The organism is Halomonas sp. PAMB 3264, assembly GCF_031954245.1.
Classification (GTDB): Bacteria; Pseudomonadota; Gammaproteobacteria; order Pseudomonadales; family Halomonadaceae; genus Vreelandella.
In genome coordinates, this window is the sequence record NZ_CP134866.1 from 2,573,533 (window position 1) to 2,596,003 (window position 22,471).

A 22,471-nucleotide genomic window follows, 5' to 3' on the forward strand; every position below is an offset into this window, starting at 1 on the left:
TTTAACCGACCAAGCCCGCCTGTTTTCAAGCGGGCTTTTTCGTGCCTGACTGCGAGACTTTACTCCTTACCCCTTCGCAAGCGCCCTGGCGCAGCCACTCACGAGTTTGGGGCCTTCATAAATGAGCCCGGAGTAAAGCTGCACGAGATCCGCGCCGGCAGCGAGCTTTTCCTGCGCCTTTTTAGGGCTATCGATGCCGCCGACCCCGATGATGGGCAAGCCCGGCAAGTGCGCGCGCAGCGCGCGAATGATCCGGTTCGAGGGTTCGAACACCGGCCGCCCCGAAAGCCCGCCCGCCTCTTCGGCGTGAACGTGACCTTTCACCGCGCTGCGCTCGACGGTGGTATTGGTCGCAATAACGCCGTCAAAAGCGTTACGTGTAATGCTTTGAGCGACCAGCGCGATCTCCTCATCGCTCATGTCCGGGGCGATCTTGATTAAAAGTGGCACCCGGCGCCCGGTTTGCGCATCCAGTTCATTGGCGCGCTCGCGAAGAGGCCCAAGCAGCGCATCGAGCTGGTCGCCGAACTGCAGCGTTCGAAGCCCCGGCGTATTGGGCGAAGAGACGTTCACCGTCACATAGTCCGCCACGTCATGCACTGCCTCAAGGCACGTCAGGTAATCACCCAGCGCCCCGTCCACCGACGTCGTGAGGTTCTTGCCGATATTGATGCCGACCAGCCCCGCATAGCGGCGTTTTTTGACCTGCTCGACCAGGTGCAGCACGCCCTTGTTGTTGAACCCGAAGCGATTGATGATGGCGCCATGCTTGGCGAGGCGAAACAGGCGCGGCTTGTCGTTGCCCGGCTGGGGTTTGGGCGTCACCGTACCCACCTCGACAAAACCAAAGCCGAGCGCGCCCAGTGCATCCAGGTGATCGGCGTTTTTATCGAGCCCCGCGGCCAGCCCCACGCGGTTGGCGAACCTGAGCCCCATCAGCTCTACCGGATCGCTCACTGCGGGCCCATATAGCCGCTCGACGCCGCCCGCTTGATAGAGCTTGTCCAACGCGGTGAGGGTAAGGCCATGCGCGGTTTCAGGGTCGAGGCGAAACAGCAGCGAGCGAGTGAGCTGGTACATCGAGGGCTCCGGGCATTCATCGAAGGGTGGCGATAGCGTAGGCAACAGAATCGGGCGGGAGTATACCGTAAAGCGGTGGGCGTCGCAGAAAAGCGCCGAGGCCATGCATCACAACGCGGCATCTGCCCACAAAAAAGCGCGCCCCGCAAAGCGGGGCGCGCCGGGTCAAGCGAGTGGACCGCCTAGCCTTCGCTACCGCTTTCGGCCAGATCGACGAGTTCGCGTACGGCCACGGCAAAGAGCGCAAAGCCGCCCTCGGTGCCGCCGCTCACCTCTTCGATCAAACGGCGCCAGCGGCGGTGAAGGTCCGCGTGCTGCTTGAGCCACTCATCCACCAGCTCCTGGGTATCGCGGCTGCCGGCGTCCATGTTGAGTACGCTGATGGTCAGCGCCAGCTGCTGGCGGTCGATGTCGTCACGGAAGGTTTCCCGCGCCTGGGCCTGCCAGGCATCGCGCACCTCGAGCTGGGTCACCTGACGCGTCATCCAGGGCAGCTCCAGGCGGCTGCCGATTTCGTGGAATACCTCGGCCACGCGCTGGGGCTTTTCGTTGGTGCTGCGCGCGGCGAAGATGATCCCAAGCCCGCCGTAAAGATTGGGCGCGCCGGCCACGGTCGAGGCCAGTGTTTCCGGTACACCCTGCTCGACGAGCTCGTCGCGGCGCTTGAGCCACTGCGTTTGCTCCTCGCCGCTTAGAAGCTCGCCGATGCTCTCCTGAAGCTGCGAAAGCCGCGGACGGAAGTATTCGATCGCATCCTGGGTGGAGAGCCCCATGTGCAGGCGCACGAACCAGCGCGTCGCGCGGCGGATCAGGCGCATCAAATCGAGCATCATCGAGTACTGAACGCGGTTGGGCACCTGGTTGTCCAGCGCCTCGATCTGGCCCCACAGCTCATTGAAGTTGAAGGCGTCGCGGGCAATCACGTAGGCGCGGGTAATGTCCGCGCGGCCCGCGCCGGTAGAGTCGATCAGCCGGCGAATGAACACCACGCCCATGTGATCCACCAGATCGTTGGCGACCTGGGTGGCGACGATTTCACGCTTCAGACGGTGCTCGTACATTTCCTTCTGGTAGCGCTCGACCAAAACGGAGGGAAACAGCCGCTCGAGGTGGCGGTCGATGTAAGGATCGTCCGGCACGTTGGACTCAATCAGATCCCCCTTGAGCGTGCTTTTCGCATAAGACGTCAGCACCGATAGCTCGGGCAGGCGCATGCCTTCGTTATTGCTGGCGCGCTCCTTGAGCACTTCGTCCGAGGGCAAAAACTCGAGTTCACGGTCGATCTGACCGGCGCTTTCGAGCTCGCTGATAAAGCGCCGGTACGGCCCGGAGCCCTGGCGGGAGAGCATTTCAGACAGGTCGATCGACTGGGTCTGACGGTAGTTGTCCAGAACCACGAGCTCGCCGACCTCATCGGTCATCTCGGCGAGCAGCTCGTTGCGCTGCTTCTCGGTCATGTCGCCGCGCTTGACCACCTCGTCGATCAGGATCTTGATGTTGACCTCGTGATCCGAGCAGTTCACGCCGCCGGCGTTGTCGATGAAGTCGGTGTAGACGCGCACGCCTTTTGCCGCGGCTTCCATGCGCCCGCGCTGGGTCAAACCGAGGTTGCCGCCCTCGCCCACCACGCGGCAGTTGAGCTCATTACCGTTGATGCGAAGCCCATCGTTGGCCTTGTCGCCCACGTCGGCGTCGGTCTCCTCGGAGCCCTTGACGTAGGTGCCGATACCGCCGTTCCAGATCAGATCGACCTTCGCCTTGAGCATGGCGTTGATGAGCTCGTTAGGCGAGAGCTTGTCGGCCTCGATATCGAAGACCTCAGCCATTTCCGGGGTGATCGTGATCGACTTCGCGCTGCGGCTGAACACGCCGCCGCCCTGGGAGATCAGCTCCTGGCTATAGTCTTCCCAGCTCGAACGGCCCATGTCGAACATTCGCTTGCGCTCGGCAAAAGAGGCGTCGGTATCCGGATTGGGGTCGACGAAGACGTGCAGATGGTTGAACGCCCCGACCAGCTGGATCTTGTCGGATAGCAGCATGCCGTTGCCAAACACGTCGCCGGCCATGTCGCCGACACCGACCACGGTGAAGGGATCACGCTGGGTGTCGAGATCCAGGTTCTTGAAGTGACGCTTGACCGACTCCCAGGCACCGCGCGCGGTGATCGCCATCTTCTTGTGGTCGTAGCCGTTGGCGCCGCCCGAGGCGAAGGCATCGCCCAACCAGTGGCCATACTCCAGTGAGATCGCGTTGGCGTAGTCGGAAAACGACGCCGTGCCCTTGTCCGCTGCTACTACCAGATACGTATCGTCCTCGTCGTGGCGCACCACGTTCTGCGGCGGCACCACTTCGCTTCCTTCGAGATTATCGGTCACGTCCAGAAGCGCGCGGATGAAGATCTGATAGCAGGCGATGCCCTCGTTCTGCACGGTTTCGCGGTCGGCGTTTTCCGGCATGCGCTTGCAGACGAAACCGCCCTTGGCGCCGACCGGCACGATCACCGAGTTCTTGACCTGCTGCGCCTTCATCAGCCCCAGCACCTCAGTGCGGTAATCCTCGAGGCGCTCGGACCAGCGCAGCCCGCCGCGCGCGACCTTGCCGCCGCGCAGATGAACACCCTCGACCCGCGGCGAACACATGAAAATTTCGAACATCGGTCGCGGCTTGGGAATGCCGGTCACTTTCGTGGGTTCGAGCTTGTAGGCGATGTAATCCTTGAATTCGCCCTGCTCGGTTCGCTGATAGTAGTTGGTGCGAAGCGTCGCCTTGATCAGCTCCATCAAGCGGCGCAACAGCTGGTCGTCGCTGAGACTCGCCACGCCGTCGAGATGCTCGTTCAGGCGCTCTTCGCACGCTTGGGTGTCGTGAGACTCGACCTCGGGGTCGAAGCGCTGCTGGAACAACTCGACCAGGCTCTGGGTGATCAACGGGTAGTTGGCAAGCGTGGTGGCGATGTAGTCCTGGGACATGCCAAAGCGAATCTGCTTGAGATAGCGCGCGTAGCCGCGAAGCATCGCGACTTCGCGCCAGTCGAGCCCGGCGCCGAGCACCAGCCGGTTGAAGCTGTCGTTGTCTGCCTGGCCTGCCCAGATGCGCTGGAACGCTTCGCTGAAAATATCGCGCATCTGGCTCATGTCGACCCCGGTGCGCGAATGCTCGAGTTCGAAGTCATGGATCCAGTAGCGCGCGTGGGGGCTTGCGATATCGTAAGGGCGCTCGCCCTGCACGCGCAGGCCAAGATTTTCCATCATCGGCAGCACGTCAGAGAGCGGAATCTGACTGTCGCGATGATAGAGCTTCAGGTTCATGCCGCCGACCTGCTCTTCCATCGGCCGGTAGAGCGACAGCGACAGCTTTTTGTCGTCGCGAAGCGTCAGCAGGTGCTGGATGTCGAACACCGCGGTGCGGGCGTTGAAGTCCTCGCGGTAGCTTGCCGAAAACGCATGCTGGAACCGCTCCATCAGCTCGTTGGTGCGCTCTTCGCCAAAGCCCTCGCTCATGGCGTCAAAAAGCTCGTCGCGCCAGCTGCGCGAAAGCCTCGACACCTTGTTCTCGAGCCGTTTCAAATCGTAGGGCGTGGGCGAGTCGCCCTTGAAGCGCAAAATGAGCTGGATGCGCGCCAGCACCGACTCGGAGAGGTAGGTGTTGAAATCGCCAAAGCGGGCGTCGAGCTCGTCGCACAGCATGGTTTGAATGCGCTGACGTAGGTCGGTGGAGAATACGTCCCGCGGCACGAACACCAGGCACGAATAGAACTTGCCGCTCACGTCGGTGCGGATGAACAGGCGCACCTGACGGCGCTCGCGGATATTGAGAATCCCCAGTGCCGTCTCGGCAAGCTGCTCGGTGTCGATCTGGAAAAGATCGTCGCGCGGGAAGACTTCCAGAATCTGCAGCAGCTGCTTGCCGTTATGGCCGCGCGGGTTGAAGCCCGCAATATCCATCACCGCCTTGAGCTTGCGACGCAATAGCGGGATGTTGCGCGGCGATTCGTTGTACACCGTGGCGGTGAACAGGCCGAAAAAACGCCGCTCGCCGATCACGTTGCCGTCGTCGTCGTAGCGGTCGACGGTGATGTAGTCCGGGTAGGTGGGGCGATGTACGCGGCTATGGTGCGCGCTCTTGGCGAACGACAGAAGTTGCGGTACCAGCACGAAGCCACTTTCGTCGACGCCCTCTTCGGTACGGATGCGCTCGCGGTAGCGCGTCTGATTCAGGCGAAAAACGCCCAGCACGCTATTGGGATCGCGCTCGAGCTCGCCGTCCTTCAGGTAGTACTCGTCGTAGCCCAAAAAGGTGAAATTGTCTTTCAAGAGCCACTCGAGAAATGCGATGGCCTCTTCGTGGTCGTCCGGGTCGAGCTGCGGCGGGCAGTTTTTCTCGAGCTCCTGAATGGCCGAGGTGATCTGATTGCACATCGGGTCGAAGTCTTCCACCGCGGTGCGCACGTCGCGCAGCACGTTGTGAAGCTTCTCCTCCATATTCGACAGCGCCTGTGGGTCGGTCTGACGATCCACTTCGATGACGATCAGCGACTCTCGCGCCTCCGGGGCGTTCTCGTCGCGCGGCGTGGTCAAGGTCTCGAGGCGATGACGGTCGTCGCGGTCCACGGCGAACACGGCGTTTTGAATCGCGTGAACGGTCAAGCCCCGGCGGTTGAGCTCGATGCGCACCGAATCGACCAGAAACGGCATGTCTTCGTGCAGCACCGCCACGAAGGTGTGGTGCGACTGCCAGCCGTCCTCTTCGAAATCCGGGTTGAAAATGCGCACCTTCGGGCTTTGCGGGTCGTGGTGCAGCAAAAACTGCCAGATCGATAGCGTGGCGCCGTAGAGATCGTCGAGACGGCGGTCGACAAGATCCTCCACCGGGACGGTGGCGTAAAAGTGGCGGGCGAACGCTTCGATACACGCCGCCCGGTCCGGCTCCAGCCGCGCTTCCAGGCGCTCCTGCAGCTGTTTCAAAAGATCTTGTCGACTCTCATCACTCGCAACGTTGTGCATCCATCACCTCGATTGCCTGGGCCGGTGGGGCCAAAACGAACAATAATCGGCCTTGGGGCCACGATTTCCGTTAGCTTACTGTAGCAGCTCGCTCCTCTCTAACCATCTGCCAACTTGCTTATGGAGTATGCCGTACTGGCATCAAGGTCATTTATCGCTTTACCAGCACCACGCCACACTCACAGTGGTGGGTAAACGGGAACTGGTCAAACAGCGCAAAGCGCTCGATGTCGTGGGTTTGCGTCAAAAGCGCGAGATTGTCGGCAAGCGTTTGCGGATTGCAGGAAATATAGACGATCCGCTCGTACTCGCTGATCTGCCGACAGCTCTGCTCATCGAGCCCCGCCCGCGGCGGGTCCACCAGCACGGTCGAAAAATCGAAGCTATCGAGTTCCATCTCGGCGACCCGGCGCCCGGTTTTCTCGCCTTTTAACGCCAGCGAAAACTCCTCGGCGGACATCCGCGCCACCACCGCGTTCTCAATATGGTTAGCCTCGATATTAACGTTAGCACTGGCCACCGACGTACGGGAAATTTCCGTGGCCAGCACGCGGCGAAAATTACTTGCAAGCGCGATGGTGAAGTTGCCGTTACCGCAGTAAAGCTCCACCAGATCGCGCCCGGTTTGATCACGGGTCGCTTGCCTTGCCCACTCGAGCATGGTCTGGCAGATGTGGGCGTTGGGCTGGGTGAAGCTGTTCTCCACCTGCTGGTAGTCGAGGCTGCGCCCCTCCACCGTCAGCCGCTCCCAGACGTGGTCACGCGTCAGCACCAGGCGCTGCTTGCGCGAGCGGCCGATGATCATGATGCCCAACGTCTTCTCCAGCGCCTGCGCCTCAGTTTCCCAGGCCTCGTCGAGCGGTCGGTGGTAGATCAGCGTGACCAGCGCCTCGCCGGAAAGCGTGGTCAAAAACTCGACCTGAAAGAGTCGCCGCCTGAGCGTATCGCTTTGCAAAAACGCCTCTCTAAGCTTCGGCATCAGCGCGTTGATGCGCTCGCTGGCCACCGGGTACTGATCCAGACGCACGACCTTTTTATCCTTCGGGTCCTCCGGGTTGACCTCGAACATGGCGTAAAACAGGTCGTCGCCTTCGTGCCAGATCCGAAACTCGCAGCGCTGACGGTAATGGCTCGGCGGCGACGCGTAGACCTCGAGCGCTGGCGGTGAAAACGGCGCGAACAGCGCGTCGACGAACGCGCGCTTTTCATCGAGCTGCTCATCGTAACGTTGGGGGTCGACAGCGGGAATGGCCAAGGGGGCTCCTTAAAAAGTGATCAGCGCTGCCCTCGCTCAGGCAGCGACAAGCGGTGCGGGGCCTTGAAACCGAAGGTCTCGAAGCCGCGAACGAGGTGGTCGGCGTCGGCGGTGGTGAAAGAGCGCCCATCCTGAGGGCCGCGGGCGTGGGGCATGACGTCGACGACCCGGCGGGCAATGGCGTCGCCGGAGTCGATCCATTGAAGCGGCCCAGGCGCCAGGGTTTCGAGCACCGGCTTCAACAGCGGAAAGTGGGTACAGCCGAGCACCACGGTATCGAGCGGACATGGCGCGGTCACCGCCTGCCAGAGCGGCTCCAGCGCATGCTGCACGCGTGCGTGATCGACGTGTTGGCCGGCAAGCCAGGCCTCGGCCTCGGTGACCAGGGCGTCGGCCGCCACTTTGGTGACTTCGCAGTCGCTGGCGAAGCGCTCGATCAGATCCTGGGTGTAGGGGCGGTGCACCGTGGCGCGGGTAGCCAGAAGGCCGATATGCCGTGTTCGGCTTGCAAGCGCGGCGGGCTTGATGGCGGGCACGGTGCCGATCACCGGAATGTCCAGCGCCTCGCGAAGCCCACTCAGTGCCAGGGTGCTGGCGGTGTTACAGGCCACGACCAGCGCGCTGGCCCGACAGGCGGTGACCGCCGCTTGGCATACGGACAGAATACGTCTGGAGAGCGTAACGTCGTCGCGCAGCCCATAGGGCAACCAGGCGTTATCGCAGGCGTAGCACAGGGGGATATCTGGATGGCGCAAGGTGAGCGAGCGGGCCACCGAAAGCCCACCGACACCAGAATCGAAGATCAGGACGGGCCCGCTCATGGCGCCCCGCCCGGGCCAATGGATGAGTAAGCCACAAGCGCTCTCTGGGTGTTTAAAAGGCGCCAGTTTAACACGCCCGAAAGGCTCGGGCGCGCGTGGTCTTAGAGGTCGGGCACTTCGGCGTTATTGAGCTCGGCGTAAAGCTCGGGATAGGCATTTTGCAGGCGCTCGAGCTCCTGCTGCGCCTTGTCCGGCAGCGCCTGGCGAAGTGCTTCCAGATCCTCGTCAGTGAAGTACTTGTCGATCAACGGGAACAGATGCTCGCGCTCGTGGCGAAGGTAGGTGCGATGGGCGTCGAGGTAGGTGCTCAAGTCCTCGGCGAAACGATCCATCGGCAGCACGTTGTCCATCAGGATCATATCGATATCATCAGAGAGCTGGGCCAGGCTCGGCTTGAGCTGGCGGTAGTCCTCGGCCATCTTCTCCATGAAAGGCAGCTCTTCCGAGGCCTTCTCCTCCAGGCGCTCCACGCAGATCTTTTCCAGAGGTGTGGCGAACTCGTCCATGTAAGCGAGGATGTAGTCCACGACTTCACGCATCAGCTTGAAGTTGGGCCGCTCGCCTTGCACCAGCGTTTTTTGCTTAAGCTGAAGCACATGAAGCATGCGCGCCATATTGGCATGGTCCAGACGCAGTTGATTTAACATGAGCCAAACTCCTTAAATGGTGGTCGAGCCTTACCTTCAAAGTCCCTGTCAAGGCATTGGACACGCGCTGGATAAGCAATGTCTACTACACTGTGACAACTGATTTTTAGCAACTGACCTTTGATAACCTATCTTTAGCAAAAAATCCGTGGCAACGACGGCGCTTCGAGACACCGCGTTACAAAGCGTATGTCCTAAGGTAGCCTGCCGCAACGCGCTTTGCCATAGCAGGACCCGGCGACTCTCGACGCCCTGACGCACGAAGGATAAAGACATGGACCTTTTTGACAGCGCCGAGGCCCCGCCCGCCGACGGCGCCCCCCTCGCCTTTCGCATGCGCCCGCGCCACCTGGACGACTACGTGGGCCAGCAGGCGCTGGTCGGCCCTCATAAACCGCTGCGCCAGATGGTCGAGTCGAAAAGCGTACGCTCGATGATCCTCTGGGGCCCGCCCGGGGTGGGCAAGACCACGCTTGCCGAGCTGTTGGCCCGCGCCTCGGACTCGGCGCTGGAGCAGCTAAGTGCCGTGATGGCCGGGGTGAAGGAGATTCGCGCGGTGGTCGAGCGCGCGCGTCAGACCCGCGCGCAGACGCTGCTCTTTCTGGACGAAATCCATCGCCTCAACAAGAGCCAGCAGGATGCGCTTTTGCCCCACGTCGAATCCGGGCTATTGACGCTGATCGGCGCGACCACCGAAAACCCCTCCTTCGAGGTCAACTCGGCGCTTTTATCCCGCACCCGGGTCTACGTGTTGAAGCCTTTAAGCGAGCAGGAGTTGATCGACGTGATGCGCCAGGCGCTCGAGGACCGCGAGCGCGGATTGGGCCGGCGGTCGATCGAGCTCGAAGAAGGCGTGCTCCAGGCGTTGGCCCGCGCCAGCGCCGGCGACGCGCGCCGGGCACTGGGGCTTCTCGAAACCGCCTGCGACTTCACCGAGCAGCGCGGCGAGCGGGAAGTGCTGGCAAAGGCGGCGCTTTTGGATGTGATCGGCCACCAGTCCAGCGCCTTCGATAAGCAGGGTGACGCCTACTATGATCTGCTCTCGGCGATCCACAAATCGATTCGCTCCTCGCGCCCGGACGCCGCGCTTCTCTACATGGCGCGCTTCATTCAGGGCGGCGGCGACCCGCTGGACGTGGTGCGAAGGCTCAGCGCCATCGCCTCGGAAGACGTGGGCAACGCCGACCCGCGGGCGCTGCCGCTGGTGATCGCCGCCTGGGATGCTTACCTGCGCCTGGGCGACTACGAGGGCCAGCGGGCGATCGCCCACGCCGCCATTCACCTGGCGGTCGCGCCCAAGAGCAACCGCATCGACCGCGCCTGGAAAGCGGCGCAGTCGTTCGTCAATAGCCAGCCCCAGGTGGACGTGCCGAGCTACCTGAGAAACGCGCCGACGAAGCTAATGGAGGAGCTCGGCCACGGCGAAGGCTACCGCTACGCCCATAATGAGCCCAACGGCTATCCGGCCGGCGACGCCCACGACTGCTGGCCCGAGGCGCTGCCCAAAACGCGCTTTTTCGAACCCAGCGCCCAGGGCCAGGAGAAGCGCTTTGCCGAGATCATGGCCTGGCGCGAGGCCAGAGACGAAGAAGCCAACCAGACGCCGGGAAGCGCCTGATTGGCTTTTAGAGACTGACTTTAAAGCCGCCGGCTTTGAGCCCCGGTCAGCGCCGGGGCCAAGGCCGGGTTTTTCTAGTAGGTTTCGCGAATGACGTCGGTGCCTTCGGGAATCTCGAAATCGAAAAGGCTGCGGTCTACACGTCCGTTTTGCACGATATCGTCGAAGGTGATCAGCGTGCGCTGACCGGTGCTGTCGGTCATCATCAGCTCGCTCAGGGTCTCGCCTTCGAACACCATGGAGAGCTCTTCGAACAGCGTCTCGTTGGAGGTCGGCACGAGCGTGAACACGTCTTCGCTGCCTTCCTGGGCGTAGAAGACGTCGAAGTTCTCAGTCAGATCATAGGCGCTCCCCGAGAGCAGCAGCGCCGGGGTGTGGGAGACACGGTTGTCCATTGCCTGCACCGTGACCTGCTCCAGATCCGGGTCATAGAGATAGACTTCGCTTCCGTCGGACACCACTACCTGAGCGTACGGGGCTTCGACTTCCCAGCGCAGCATGCCCGGGCGGGATAGCCACATTTCACCGCGCGCATCCTGCAGGCGCTCACCGCCGCTGCCGCTGATCATCTGCTCAAACGATGCCTGATAGCTCTCCAGCGGCTCGAGACGTTCAGAGAGACGCTCGGCGGCCTCGTTGGCAAACGCCATCGGTGCTGCGAAGGTCAAACCCAGTGCGCTGGCCGTCAGCGCCAGCGAAGAACCGCGCCGTGTGTCTTGATCGCTCATTACCTTACTCCCCAGGCAGTGTTGCCAAATGGCGGCACGCGCGTGCCGCAACGGTTTTGATATTTGGACAGGAACATCCCTGTGTCCACACTCAGACGCTCATCGCGCCCCGGGGTTTCACCGGTGGCGCGACTTTCACGCTTGTTGCACGATTGATGCCTCACTTATTGGCCCACCGGCGGCGGGGCCAGCACTTCGCGGGCACCGTTGGAGCCCATCGTCGACACCACGCCGGCGCCTTCCATCGCCTCGACCAGCCGCGCAGCGCGGTTGTAGCCGATCTTGAAGCGGCGCTGCACCGCGGAGATCGACGCCTTGCGGGTCTCGGTGACGAACTGCACGGCCTCGTCGTAAAGCGCGTCCTGCTCGGCGTCGTCACCGTCGCCGCCTTCGGCTTCGAGCCCGGCCAGCGCATCCGCGGAAACACCGCCGGAGAGGATTTCATCGATGTACTCCGGCTCGCCGCGGCGCTTCCAATCCTCGACCACGCGGTGCACCTCGTCATCGTCGACGAAGGCCCCGTGAACGCGGTTGGGCGGCCCGGAACCGGCGGGCAGGTAAAGCATGTCGCCGTGGCCCAGCAGGCTCTCGGCGCCGCCCTGATCGAGAATCGTGCGCGAGTCGATACGCGAGGAGACCTGAAACGCCATGCGCGATGGAATGTTCGCCTTGATCAGGCCGGTCACCACGTCCACCGACGGGCGCTGGGTAGCGAGAATCAGGTGAATACCCGCGGCGCGAGCCTTCTGCGCCAGACGCGCGATCAGCTCCTCGACCTTCTTGCCGACGATCATGAACATGTCGGCGAACTCGTCGATCACCACCACGATATAAGGCAGCTTTTCGAGCACCGGCGGCGTCTGGTGCATTTCCCAGGGCTGCGGCTCCCAAAGCGGGTCCGCGACCTGAGCGCCGGCGCGCTCGGCTTCATCCAGGCGCGCGTTGAAGCCGGCGATGTTGCGCACGCCCATCGCGGCCATCAACTTGTAGCGCCGCTCCATTTCGGCCACGCACCAGCGCAGGCTGTTGGCGGCCTCTTTCATGTCGGTGACCACCGGCGCCAACAGGTGCGGGATGCCGTCATACACCGAAAGCTCGAGCATCTTGGGGTCGACCATGATCAGCTTGAGCTCGTCCGGCGTTGCTTTTAACAGCATCGAGATCAGCATGGCGTTCACACCTACCGATTTACCCGAGCCGGTGGTACCGGCGACCAGCAGGTGGGGCATCTTGCCAAGATTCGCCACGACGGGACCGCCGCCAATATCCTGGCCCAGCGCCATGGTGAGCGGCGAGCTCTCCTGCTGGTAGCGGTCGGAGTCGATCACCTCGCGCAGGCGAATCATCGCCCGGTGTGGGTTGGGAATTTCGATACCCACCGTGGGTCGACCGGGGATCACCTCGACCACGCGCACGCTCTTGACCATCAACGAGCGCGCCAGATCCTTGGCCAGATTGCTGATCTTGGAGACCTTCACGCCAGGCGCAGGCTTGATCTCGAAGCGCGTGATGACCGGGCCGGGCCAGGTGTCGACCACGTCCGCCTTCACGCCGTAATCGCGCAGGCGCACCTCGAGCAGCTCGGCCATGTCGCTGAGCTGCTCTTCGGTGTAGTTGGGCTGATGCGGCTCCGGCGGCGTCAGAAGCTGGTAGCTTGGCACCTCGCCTTCGGGCTCGTCTTCGGTTTCGAACGCCGGGCGCTGATTCTGTAGATGCTCGACGGTCCAGAGCGTGGGCCCGGTATCCGGCTCCGGCGCGGCGCGCTCCTGGGTGAACGTCGGCTCCTGACGCGCTTCCCGCGGCGCGACCGAGGCTGGGGCCGGTGCAGGCGTTGTAGTGGTAGCCGGCGCCGGGGTCGGCGCATACGCGGGCTCGATCTCTTCGTCGTCTTCCCACACCGGCTCGGGCACGACTTCCGGCACCCTGCGGGGCGGCTCGGGCGCGCTGGCGCTCAGCGGCTCGCGCGGCTGGGCGCTCCACGGCTGAGGCGACACGTCGTCATCGATAAGCGCGTCGTCGGACGCGTCATCCTCCTGGGGCTCGTCGATGAAAAAACGATTGGGCGGCACGGGCTCTTCATCGCGCCTTGACGCGCGAAGCGACAGCGGAACTTCATCGCTGTCGGACGGCGTGCTCCAGGGCGCCGGCTCAACGGGCGCTTCCTGCTCGGCAGGGGCCGGGCCAAAGGCCGCAGGCGCCGGCCGCGGCTCGGGCTCGGGCTCGGGCTCGGGCTCGGGCTCGGAAGTAGGCTCCTCAACTCGAGAGGGTGCCGCAAACACGTTGGACACCGGCGCTGTTTCTTCCGGTACTTGCACCGGCGTGGCCGACGTCGGCGCTTCGGTGTTCTCGGCCTCGAGCGGTGTTTGGGCGCGTGCGGACATCGGCTCGCTGGGCGCAGCATCTACCGGGCGCGACGCCATCGGTGCGTCATCGAGCGGCGCGTGTTCGAGGCGGGTATCTTCGCGCGGCGTCTGCTCGGCGGGCGCTTCTTCAACGGGCGGCACTTGCGTTGCCGGCGTCTCGTCGGTTGAAGCGCTTGCCGTCTGCGTCGCGTCGTCTTCTGCCAACGCCTCGGCATTAGAGGCTGAGAGCGTGGGCTCGGCGCGGGCGGGTTTTACCGCCGCCGGCTTGCTCGGGGCGGGCTCGGCGGCAGGCGGCTGCTCGCTGGAAGCCGGCGGCGCGTAGTGATGGGCCGCGGCCTCCCAGGGAATCGAGGTATCGGTGGTTTCGCTTTGATCGAAGGCGGCCATGCGCGGCTCGCGGCGGCTGCCTTCGCGGGCCCGGGGAGCGGCGTCCGCACTGGCCGCCGCGCTCGTCTCAAAGCGCGCCGCCTCGGCCTCCTGCTGCTCACGCGCTTCTCTCTCCTGGCGGTTGCGCTCCTTGAACTTGCGTGCTGCCTCTTTGGAGGCGGCCTTGATCGAGGCGCGCTCTTCACGCTTTTGCTTGCTTTTGGCGCGGCGATCGCGCCAGCCGGCGCCCAGACGACAAAAGCGTTTGCCGAGCTCGTCGGCCACGTTCAGCCAGGAGAGGCCGGTAAACAGCGGAAAGCCGATCAAAATGAGCGCGGCGGCGATCAGGCCCACCCCGCCACTTCCCACCAGCGGGCGCAGCGTGCCGACCAGGCCCTCGCCCAGAATACCGCCGGAGGCGTAGGGCAAAATGCTGTCGGGATGATAAAAGTGCAGCGCGCCGAGCATGGTGGTGCCGAACATCAACAGCACAAGCCCCCCGGCGTGCACCGCAATGGCGACCGGGTCGATCTCGAAGCGCACCTGGCGTGAGCGCATCAGCCACCAGGCGGCGAAGCCGAACATGCCGGGCCACCACAAGGCGCTTGCCCCCAAAAGTGAATAGAGCACGTCGGCAAGCCAGGCACCCACCGGGCCCATCCAGTTGTGCACGTCGGTTTCCGGCCCCTGGTAGGACCAGCCCGGGTCTTCCGGCTGGTAGCTGAACAGGGCCAGCAATAAAAAGACGCACAGCGCCAGCAGCACCACGACGACGCCTTCGCGCATCGAGCCCTGAAGGCGCAGGCCGAAACGCCGCGCCTTATCCCTGGCGGCCTTGACCCGAGTGGACTGGGCCGACGTCGATGGTCGACGCGAACCGCCCTGCGTTCGCTTGTCTACCGTCTTGTTTACTTTCAAGCGATTCTCCCTTTACACCTGGTGGCGTCGTTAGTCGACTTGCGAGTTTGCATCATACCGAGCATCCTTTCGCCATCACAGCGCTTGTCGCTTCGAGTTGGCGTTCAAACGTACTCGCGGCGTTTTTTCGAGACGATCACCAAGGCTGTTTCCAAAGGCGACAAGGAGTCCTTCATGCTGCCCTGGCTTTCATCGCCACTACCCGCCTTTCCGGAGACCGCCAGCGCGCTCGACACGCCCAACGGCCTGCTCGCCGCCGGCGGCGCGCTGACCCCCCGCTGGCTCATCGAGGCTTATCGCCGCGGGGTCTTCCCCTGGTACAGCGACGGCGACCCCGTGCTCTGGTGGAGCCCCGACCCGCGAATGGTACTGGCGCCTTCGCAGTTCAAACTGCGGCGAAGCCTTGCCAAGCGCCTGCGCAATGGTGGCTTTCGCGTGACGCTGAATCAACACTTCGATGCCGTGATCGACGCCTGCGCCGCGCCCCGCCAGGGCGAGCCAGACACCTGGATCAACCCGGACATGCGCGCGGCCTATTGCCATCTTCACAGCCTGGGCATTGCGTACAGCGTCGAGGTCCACCAGGACGACGAACTCGTCGGCGGGCTTTACGGACTGGCCATGGGGCCGGTATTTTTCGGCGAGTCGATGTTTTCGAAAGCGCCGGATGCTTCCAAGGTGGCATTGGCGCACTTGGCGCGCGCCATGGCGGACAACGGCGGCGCGCTGATCGACTGTCAGATGCATACGCCACACCTGGAGCGTTTGGGTGCCGCCCCCATCGCCCGCGCGACGTTCGTGAGCTATCTTGAACAGTGGCTGCCGGAAAACGCGTTCGACCTGACCGGTCACCACCCGGTCGTTCCGGCTTCGCCCTGGCTCAACGCCGTACCCGCCGCCTATTGACGCGAGGGTCAACACTCAAGGAGATAGCCGTGAGCAGCAGCGCCTCCCGCGGCCCGGTCCGCGATCTACGCTTTTTTCTGACCGTGCCCCACGCCTGCAGCTACCTGCCGGATCAAAAAGCGACGACGCTGTTTCTGGACCCCAAGGAAGCCCCCTCCCACGGCGTGTACGATGCGCTTTCGCTGCTGGGCTTTCGCCGCAGCGGCCGGCACCTGTATCGGCCTCACTGTGAAGGCTGCCAGGCGTGCCAGTCGGTGCGCATTCCCGTCGCGCAGTTCGAACCCAATCGGACCCAGCGCAAAATCGCCAAACGTAATGCCGATGTCACGACGCGCGTCGTGGCCGCCCATTACCATAACGCCCACTATGCGCTCTACGCCCACTACATACGCTCGCGCCATAGCGACGGCGACATGTACCCGCCAAGCCAGGAGCAGTATCGCACCTTTTTGACCCTCGACCAGCCCTACGCCAACCTGATGGAGCTTTACCTGGAAGAACGGCTGATCGGTGTCGCCGCGTTCGATCGCCTCGAGCACGGTCTCTCGGCGATCTACACTTTCTTCGCCGTGGATGAGGAACTCGACCGGCGCTCACTGGGAACGCTTGCGATCCTGAAGCTGATCGAGCTTTGCCAGCAGCAGGACTTGTGCCACCTGTATCTGGGCTACTGGATCGAGGAGTGCCGGAAAATGCGCTACAAGCAGGCGTTTTCTCCGCTCGAGGTGCTGGAAGGGCGCCGCTGGCGCGCGCTCATTCGCTAAAACGGCGCGCTTTTTTGCCTTGACGCCAGCCTTGCGGCACAATATAGCTCTGCTTACCAAGCCCTTGTAAACGATTTTGCCAGTTGACTCGTATTGGCCGACGGCTGTATCGGGCAACCCTGGTTTTGGTAAACCTGGTTTTGACAAGCAAAGTTCTTGGCCACCACAGTGCCAGCGAATCTGTTAAACTGGCAACGACGATATTAAATAAGTGAGGATTTGCCTATATGGCACGCGAAGACCATATTGAAATGGAAGGCGTCATTGTCGATACCCTTCCCAACACCATGTTTCGTGTCGAGCTCGAAAACGGCCACGTGGTGACCGCCCACATTTCGGGCAAGATGCGCAAGAATTACATCCGCATTCTGACCGGTGACAAGGTCAAGGTAGAGCTGACCCCTTATGACCTTTCCAAGGGCCGCATCGTTTACCGTTCGCGCTAAACACCCAACGCTTTCGTGCTTATTTGAATTGACGTAATCGCCCCCTTCGTTACGCGCACGAGCACGAGCGTTTCTCCTCTTTTACGGCGCCTCAAAATGACAACGCCCCGTCAATGACAGGGCGCTGTACGCGGTTGAATCTTACGCGTTGACCGTTACGGGGCGTCGGCCATTTCAGCTTCGGTCGAAAGCGAAAGCTCCCCTTCTTCCAGACTGACGTGCACCGTACCGCCATGCTCGGCCAGCTCGCCGAAGAGAATCATCTCGGCCAGCGGCTTTTTCAGTTTCTCCTGAATCAGGCGAGCCATCGGGCGTGCGCCCATATCCGGGTCGTAGCCCTTGTCCGCCAGCCAGTCGCGGGCCGAGTCGTCTACGTCGAGCTGTACGCGCTTCTCGTCGAGCTGCGCCTGAAGCTCGATCAGGAACTTGTCGACCACGTTGCGCACCACGGTCATCGGAAGCGCGCTGAACTGAATGATACCGTCCAAACGGTTGCGGAACTCCGGTGAGAACGTGCGGCGGATGACTTCCATCGCGTCCGTGGTGTGATCCTGAGTCTGGAAACCGATCGAGCGGCGCGATGCCTGTTCGGCACCGGCGTTGGAGGTCATGATCAGAATGACGTGGCGGAAGTCCGCCTCGCGGCCGTTGTTATCGGTCAGGCGGCCATGATCCATCACCTGCAGCAGCAGGTTGAAGACTTCCGGGTGTGCCTTTTCGATTTCGTCGAGCAGCAACACGCAGTGCGGCTGTTTATTGACCGCCTCGGTCAACAGGCCGCCCTGATCGTAGCCAACGTACCCGGGCGGCGCGCCGATCAGGCGTGACACCGTGTGGCGCTCCATGTACTCGGACATGTCAAAGCGCACCAGATCGATCCCCATGATGTGCGAGAGCTGCTTGGCGACTTCGGTCTTGCCCACACCGGTGGGGCCGGCGAACAGGAAGCTGCCCACCGGCTTGTCCGGCGCCTTGAGCCCGGCGCGGGAGAGCTTGATGGCCGCCGCCAACGAGTCGATCGCCTCGTCCTGCCCGAACACCAGCATCTTGAGGTCGCGGTCGAGCTTTTCGAGCAGCTTGCGATCGGAGCTGGAGACGCTCTTCGGCGGGATCCGCGCGATGGACGCCACCACGGCCTCGACCTGCTCGACATCGATGGTGTCGACCCGCATCTCAGAGGGCAGCATACGCTGATGCGCCCCCGCCTCGTCGATCACGTCGATCGCCTTGTCCGGCAGATGGCGGTCGTTGATGTAGCGATCCGCCAGACGCGCGGCGCTCTCGAGCGCCCCGTCGGTGTACTTGAGCTCGTGATGCTCTTCAAAGCGCGAACGCAGCCCCTTGAGGATCTTGATGGTGTCGTCCACCGAGGGCGCCGGCACGTCGACCTTCTGGAAACGCCGGGCAAGCGCGCGGTCCTTCTCGAAGATACCGCGAAACTCCTGGAACGTGGTCGAACCGATGCAGCGAAGCTCACCGGAGGAGAGGAGCGGCTTCAACAGGTTCGAGGCGTCCATCACGCCGCCAGAGGCCGCACCTGCGCCAATCACGGTATGAATCTCATCGATGAAGAGAATCGAATTGGGCTGCTTTTTGAGCTCACTCAAAAGGCTTTTCAAGCGCTTTTCGAAATCGCCGCGGTACTTGGTACCAGCGAGCAGCGCGCCCATATCGAGGGAGTAGACCACGGCGTCGGCGATGACGTCCGGCACGTCCTCTTCAACGATGCGCTTGGCCAGGCCTTCGGCGATCGCGGTCTTGCCCACGCCGGCTTCACCGACCAGAAGCGGGTTGTTCTTGCGCCGGCGCGCCAGAATCTGAACCACGCGCTCGAGCTCATGATCGCGCCCGATCAGCGGGTCGATTTTGCCCAGACGCGCCTGCTCGTTGAGGTTGGTGGCGTAGCCGGTCAGAGGGTGTGCGCCGCCTTCGGCACTGGCTTCTTCCACATCGTCACCCTCCTGCTGAGAAGATGTATTCGACGAATTGTGACCGGATACCTTGGAAATACCGTGGGCGATGTAGTTGACGGCGTCGACCCGCGCCACGTTTTGCTGTTTCAGGAAGTAGACGGCCTGGCTCTCCTGCTCGGAGAAGATGGCCACGAGCACGTTGGCGCCGCTGACTTCGCTTTTACCCGATGACTGTACGTGAAAAACCGCGCGCTGAAGCACGCGTTGAAAGCCAAGCGTGGGCTGGGTTTCGCGCTCGCTCTGACCTTCGGGAATCAGTGGCGTGGTCGAATTGATGAAATCCTGCAGATCGGACCGCAGCTTGTCGAGATTGGCCCCGCACGCTTTGAGCACATCGACGGCGGACGCGTTATCCAGAAGCGCTAAAAGCAGGTGCTCGACGGTCATAAACTCGTGGCGCTTTGAGCGAGCCACGGTAAAGGCCGTGTTCAGGGTCAGTTCAAGTTCTTTGCTCAGCATGGCAGTCCCCTTTTCGCTACTCCCCGGGGCGTATTCACCCGGGACTTGCGTCGGATCAGTTTAATCGACCGGCACTTTCAACATCGGGTACAAATGCCCCGCTTGCAAGCCCCACTGCCACTTTTTTTCAACGTTTACCGGCGCGCTTTCGCGCGTTCTCCGGCGCTTGTCTCAGTCGGCAGCTTCGATGTCGCTCATGAGCGGATGCTCGCATTCGCGGGCGTATTCGTTGACCTGATGGCTTTTCGTCTCCGCGATGTCGCGAGTGAAAATACCGCAGGTACCTTTGCCCTGGGTGTGCACGGCCAGCATGATCTCCACGGCCTTTTCGTTATCCATGTTGAAAAAGCCCTGGAGTATTTCGATGACGAACTCCATCGGCGTGTAGTCGTCGTTGTGCAGCACTACTTTATACAGCGGCGGCTGGGCGAGTTCGGGCTCTGACGTCTGTACGTCCAGGTCGTCGTCGTGCTCGGTCGATGCCGAGCATGTCATGCCTGACACCGAAGCATTCAGGCAAGGATTCTCAAGATTGGGCATAAAGCGTTGCGTATCGTCTCTGTGCTGACAGGCGAAGATGTGGCAAGCAGGCTTGCTATAAGACGCCCATGCTCAGCAAGGGTTCATGGAAAAGACAAAATTATCACACTGGGTCATACAAAAAACCCCCGCCCGCCGAGCGGACGAGGGTATGTACCTCCAGGCGGGCGTTAGCCCTTGGCGACCAGCGCCAGCGCCTCGTTGAAGGTCTGGCTCGGACGCATGGCCTTGCTTGCAAGCTCACGGTCCGGGTGGAAGTAGCCCTTGAGCTCGACCGGCTTGCCCTGGGCGCCGTTGAGTTCGTCCATGATGGTGGACTCGTTGTCGCGCAGGGTTTTGGCAAGCTCGGTGAAAAGCTTCTTCAGCTCGGCGTCCTGGTCCTGGGCGGCGAGCGCCTCGGCCCAGTACAGCGCCAGATAGAAGTGGCTGCCGCGGTTGTCGATTTCGCCGGTCTTGCGCGACGGCGACTTGTTGCTGTCCAAAAACTTGCCGTTGGCTTCATCCAGCGCGCTTGCCAGCACCGTGGCGCGCTGGTTGTCGAAGGTAGAGCCAAGGTGCTCGAGCGAGGCGGCCAGCGCCAGAAACTCGCCGAGCGAGTCCCAGCGCAGATGATTCTCTTCGACCAGCTGCTCGACGTGCTTCGGCGCCGAGCCGCCAGCGCCGGTTTCGAACAGGCCGCCGCCGTTCATCAGCGGTACGATCGAGAGCATCTTGGCGCTGGTGCCAAGCTCCATGATCGGGAACAGATCGGTCAGGTAGTCGCGCAGCACGTTGCCGGTGACCGAGATGGTGTCTTCGCCGCGGCGAATGCGCTCGAGCGACAGCGCCATCGCCTCGACCGGTGCCAGAATGCGGATGTCCAGACCGTCAGTGTCGTGCTCCTTGAGGTAGGTCTCGACCTTTTCGATCAGCTTGGCGTCGTGGGCGCGGTTGGCGTCGAGCCAGAAAATCGCCGGCGAGCCGCTTTCGCGCGCGCGGTTGACTGCAAGCTTGACCCAGTCCTTGATCGGCGCGTCCTTGGTCTGGCACATGCGCCAGATATCGCCGGCTTCCACGTCGTGGCTGAACAGTGTCTGGCCACTTTCGTCAGTCACCACCACGGTGCCATCCGCCGGGATGTGGAAGGTCTTGTCGTGGGAGCCGTACTCTTCGGCTTTCTGCGCCATCAGGCCAACGTTGGGTACGCTGCCCATGGTGGTCGGATCGAAGGCGCCGTTTTTCTTGCAGTCCTCGATCACGCTCTGGTAGATCGTGGCGTAGCAGCGATCCGGAATCACGGCCTTGGCATCCTGCAGCTCATCGCTTGCGTTCCACATCTTGCCGGAATCGCGAATCATGGCGGGCATGGAGGCGTCGATGATCACATCCGACGGTACGTGCAGGTTGGTGATGCCCTTGTGCGAGTTGACCATCGCCATCGGCGGGCGCTCCTTGTAGAGCGCGTCGATGTCGGATTTGATCGCCTCACTCTGCTCGGAAGGCAGCTTCTCGATCGAGCTGTAAAGATCGCCCAGACCAGAAGCCGGGTTGAAGCCGGCGAGCTTGAGTGCATCGGCGTGCTTGTCGAGCACGTCCTTGTAGAACTCCTCGACCACGATGCCGAACATGATCGGGTCGGACACCTTCATCATGGTGGCTTTCAGGTGCAGCGAGAAAAGGATACCGCGCTTTTTGGCATCCTTGATTTCGCTGTCGATGAAGTTACGCAGCTTACGGCTGCTCATGAAGGCGGCGTCGACCACTTCGCCTTCCTTCACCGAAAGCCCGTCTTTCAACACGGTGCGTGTGCCGTCTTTCTGCTTGAGCTCGATCTTGAGCGTGCCGGCGGATTCGATAATGGCGGACTGCTCGCTGCCGTAGAAGTCGCCTTCCGACATGTGCGCCACGTGGGAATCGGACTCCTTGCTCCACTCGCCCATGCGGTGCGGGTACTTGCGCGCGTAGTTCTTGACCGACTTCGGCGCGCGACGATCCGAGTTGCCCTCGCGCAGCACCGGGTTTACCGCGCTGCCCTTGGCCTTGTCATAGGCCGCCTTGATGGCCTTCTCTTCGTCGTTTTGCGGCTCGTCCGGGTAGTTCGGAAGATCGAAGCCCTGGCCCTGCAGCTCCTTGATGGTCGCTTTCAGCTGCGGACCGGAGGCGCTGATGTTCGGCAGCTTGATGATGTTGGCTTGTGGAGTGGTGGCAAGCGTACCGAGCTCGGCCAGGTCGTCACTGACGCGCTGCTCGTCGCTCAAACGATCGGGAAACTGCGCCAGCACGCGGGCCGCCAGAGAGATATCGCGGGTTTCGACGACGATACCCGCCGAGTCGGTAAACGCATCGACAATCGGTAACAGCGAATACGTTGCAAGCGCGGGGGCTTCATCGGTGAGCGTGTAGATGATCTTCGGCGTTTCGGACATTGTGCGTTAACCTCGTTTCTCACGGTGACTAAAAATTTCCGGGCGGCTCGATGGTGCGGGCCAGGATCAAGCCTGGCGCTTGGCCACGAATCAAAGCGTTTCATGCAAGCGACGCCATGACGATAGTGTCATCATAACGTTTAGTATTTGTGTAATTCAGCGCTGCACTTTACTCCTTT

14 protein-coding genes are annotated in these 22,471 nt (G+C 62.2%); 4 read left to right on the forward strand and 10 right to left on the reverse strand.

The window, feature by feature from the left end:
• Positions 1–66: 66 nt before the first annotated feature.
• The 5 genes from RN347_RS11685 to RN347_RS11705 all read right to left on the reverse strand — a co-directional run bounded on the left by RN347_RS11685 (position 67) and on the right by RN347_RS11705 (position 8,806).
• On the reverse strand, positions 67–1,080 hold the full coding sequence (locus tag RN347_RS11685) for a quinone-dependent dihydroorotate dehydrogenase (RefSeq protein WP_311958327.1): 1,014 nt from the start codon (positions 1,078–1,080) through the stop codon (positions 67–69).
• A 182-nt stretch (positions 1,081–1,262) separates the two neighbouring features.
• Positions 1,263–6,083 (reverse strand): NAD-glutamate dehydrogenase, encoded by a 4,821-nt coding sequence (locus tag RN347_RS11690; protein WP_263586643.1) that lies wholly within the window; start codon positions 6,081–6,083, stop codon positions 1,263–1,265.
• A 151-nt stretch (positions 6,084–6,234) separates the two neighbouring features.
• Positions 6,235–7,338 (reverse strand): tRNA (uridine(54)-C5)-methyltransferase TrmA, encoded by a 1,104-nt coding sequence (gene trmA / locus RN347_RS11695; RefSeq protein ID WP_311958328.1) that lies wholly within the window; start codon positions 7,336–7,338, stop codon positions 6,235–6,237.
• Positions 7,339–7,358: 20 nt separating this feature from the next.
• On the reverse strand, positions 7,359–8,159 hold the full coding sequence (murI, locus tag RN347_RS11700) for a glutamate racemase (RefSeq protein WP_311958329.1): 801 nt from the start codon (positions 8,157–8,159) through the stop codon (positions 7,359–7,361).
• 101 nt (positions 8,160–8,260) lie between these two features.
• Complete coding sequence (locus RN347_RS11705; protein WP_263586640.1) at positions 8,261–8,806, reverse strand: hemerythrin domain-containing protein; 546 nt, start codon at positions 8,804–8,806, stop codon at positions 8,261–8,263.
• 274 nt (positions 8,807–9,080) lie between these two features.
• On the opposite strand from RN347_RS11705, the gene RN347_RS11710 reads away from it, so the two are divergent.
• Positions 9,081–10,424: a replication-associated recombination protein A gene (locus RN347_RS11710; RefSeq protein ID WP_311958330.1), complete on the forward strand. Its 1,344-nt coding sequence runs from the start codon at positions 9,081–9,083 to the stop codon at positions 10,422–10,424.
• 74 nt (positions 10,425–10,498) lie between these two features.
• Here the strand turns inward: RN347_RS11710 and lolA are convergent, their stop codons facing one another.
• Together lolA and RN347_RS11720 are read right to left on the reverse strand one after the other, a co-directional pair.
• Positions 10,499–11,152: an outer membrane lipoprotein chaperone LolA gene (gene lolA, locus RN347_RS11715; RefSeq protein ID WP_263586638.1), complete on the reverse strand. Its 654-nt coding sequence runs from the start codon at positions 11,150–11,152 to the stop codon at positions 10,499–10,501.
• Positions 11,153–11,316: 164 nt separating this feature from the next.
• On the reverse strand, positions 11,317–14,799 hold the full coding sequence (locus tag RN347_RS11720; RefSeq protein WP_311958331.1) for a DNA translocase FtsK 4TM domain-containing protein: 3,483 nt from the start codon (positions 14,797–14,799) through the stop codon (positions 11,317–11,319).
• A 174-nt stretch (positions 14,800–14,973) separates the two neighbouring features.
• Here RN347_RS11720 and aat point away from each other — a divergent pair, with 174 nt between their 5' ends.
• The 3 genes from aat to infA all read left to right on the forward strand — a co-directional run bounded on the left by aat (position 14,974) and on the right by infA (position 16,915).
• Positions 14,974–15,705: a leucyl/phenylalanyl-tRNA--protein transferase gene (gene aat / locus RN347_RS11725; RefSeq protein WP_263586637.1), complete on the forward strand. Its 732-nt coding sequence runs from the start codon at positions 14,974–14,976 to the stop codon at positions 15,703–15,705.
• A 29-nt stretch (positions 15,706–15,734) separates the two neighbouring features.
• Positions 15,735–16,469 carry an arginyltransferase gene (locus tag RN347_RS11730; protein ID WP_311958332.1) on the forward strand — a complete coding sequence of 245 codons (735 nt, stop codon included), beginning with the start codon at positions 15,735–15,737 and terminating at the stop codon, positions 16,467–16,469.
• 227 nt (positions 16,470–16,696) lie between these two features.
• Positions 16,697–16,915 carry a translation initiation factor IF-1 gene (infA, locus tag RN347_RS11735; RefSeq protein ID WP_007111068.1) on the forward strand — a complete coding sequence of 73 codons (219 nt, stop codon included), beginning with the start codon at positions 16,697–16,699 and terminating at the stop codon, positions 16,913–16,915.
• A gap of 155 nt (positions 16,916–17,070) precedes the next feature.
• Here the strand turns inward: infA and clpA are convergent, their stop codons facing one another.
• The 3 genes from clpA to RN347_RS11750 all read right to left on the reverse strand — a co-directional run bounded on the left by clpA (position 17,071) and on the right by RN347_RS11750 (position 22,292).
• Positions 17,071–19,347, reverse strand: a complete 2,277-nt coding sequence (gene clpA / locus RN347_RS11740) for an ATP-dependent Clp protease ATP-binding subunit ClpA (protein WP_263586635.1) — start codon at positions 19,345–19,347, stop codon at positions 17,071–17,073.
• 171 nt (positions 19,348–19,518) lie between these two features.
• Positions 19,519–19,842 (reverse strand): ATP-dependent Clp protease adapter ClpS, encoded by a 324-nt coding sequence (clpS, locus tag RN347_RS11745; protein ID WP_263586634.1) that lies wholly within the window; start codon positions 19,840–19,842, stop codon positions 19,519–19,521.
• Positions 19,843–20,057: 215 nt separating this feature from the next.
• Entirely contained in the window at positions 20,058–22,292 is a 2,235-nt protein-coding gene (locus tag RN347_RS11750) for an NADP-dependent isocitrate dehydrogenase (protein ID WP_311958333.1), read from the reverse strand.
• Between the last annotated feature and the right edge of the window lie 179 nt (positions 22,293–22,471).

What these genes read in the sequence shown, in the direction of transcription:
- RN347_RS11685 (WP_311958327.1), bottom strand. Translation starts at nt 1,080, where the DNA reads ATGTACCAGCTCACTCGCTCGCTGCTGTTTCGCCTCGACCCTGAAACC.
- RN347_RS11690 (WP_263586643.1), bottom strand. Translation starts at nt 6,083, where the DNA reads ATGCACAACGTTGCGAGTGATGAGAGTCGACAAGATCTTTTGAAACAG.
- murI (WP_311958329.1), bottom strand. Translation starts at nt 8,159, where the DNA reads ATGAGCGGGCCCGTCCTGATCTTCGATTCTGGTGTCGGTGGGCTTTCG.
- RN347_RS11705 (WP_263586640.1), bottom strand. Translation starts at nt 8,806, where the DNA reads ATGTTAAATCAACTGCGTCTGGACCATGCCAATATGGCGCGCATGCTT.
- RN347_RS11710 (WP_311958330.1), top strand. Translation starts at nt 9,081, where the DNA reads ATGGACCTTTTTGACAGCGCCGAGGCCCCGCCCGCCGACGGCGCCCCC.
- lolA (WP_263586638.1), bottom strand. Translation starts at nt 11,152, where the DNA reads ATGAGCGATCAAGACACACGGCGCGGTTCTTCGCTGGCGCTGACGGCC.
- aat (WP_263586637.1), top strand. Translation starts at nt 14,974, where the DNA reads ATGCTGCCCTGGCTTTCATCGCCACTACCCGCCTTTCCGGAGACCGCC.
- infA (WP_007111068.1), top strand. Translation starts at nt 16,697, where the DNA reads ATGGCACGCGAAGACCATATTGAAATGGAAGGCGTCATTGTCGATACC.
- clpA (WP_263586635.1), bottom strand. Translation starts at nt 19,347, where the DNA reads ATGCTGAGCAAAGAACTTGAACTGACCCTGAACACGGCCTTTACCGTG.
- clpS (WP_263586634.1), bottom strand. Translation starts at nt 19,842, where the DNA reads ATGACATGCTCGGCATCGACCGAGCACGACGACGACCTGGACGTACAG.
- RN347_RS11750 (WP_311958333.1), bottom strand. Translation starts at nt 22,292, where the DNA reads ATGTCCGAAACGCCGAAGATCATCTACACGCTCACCGATGAAGCCCCC.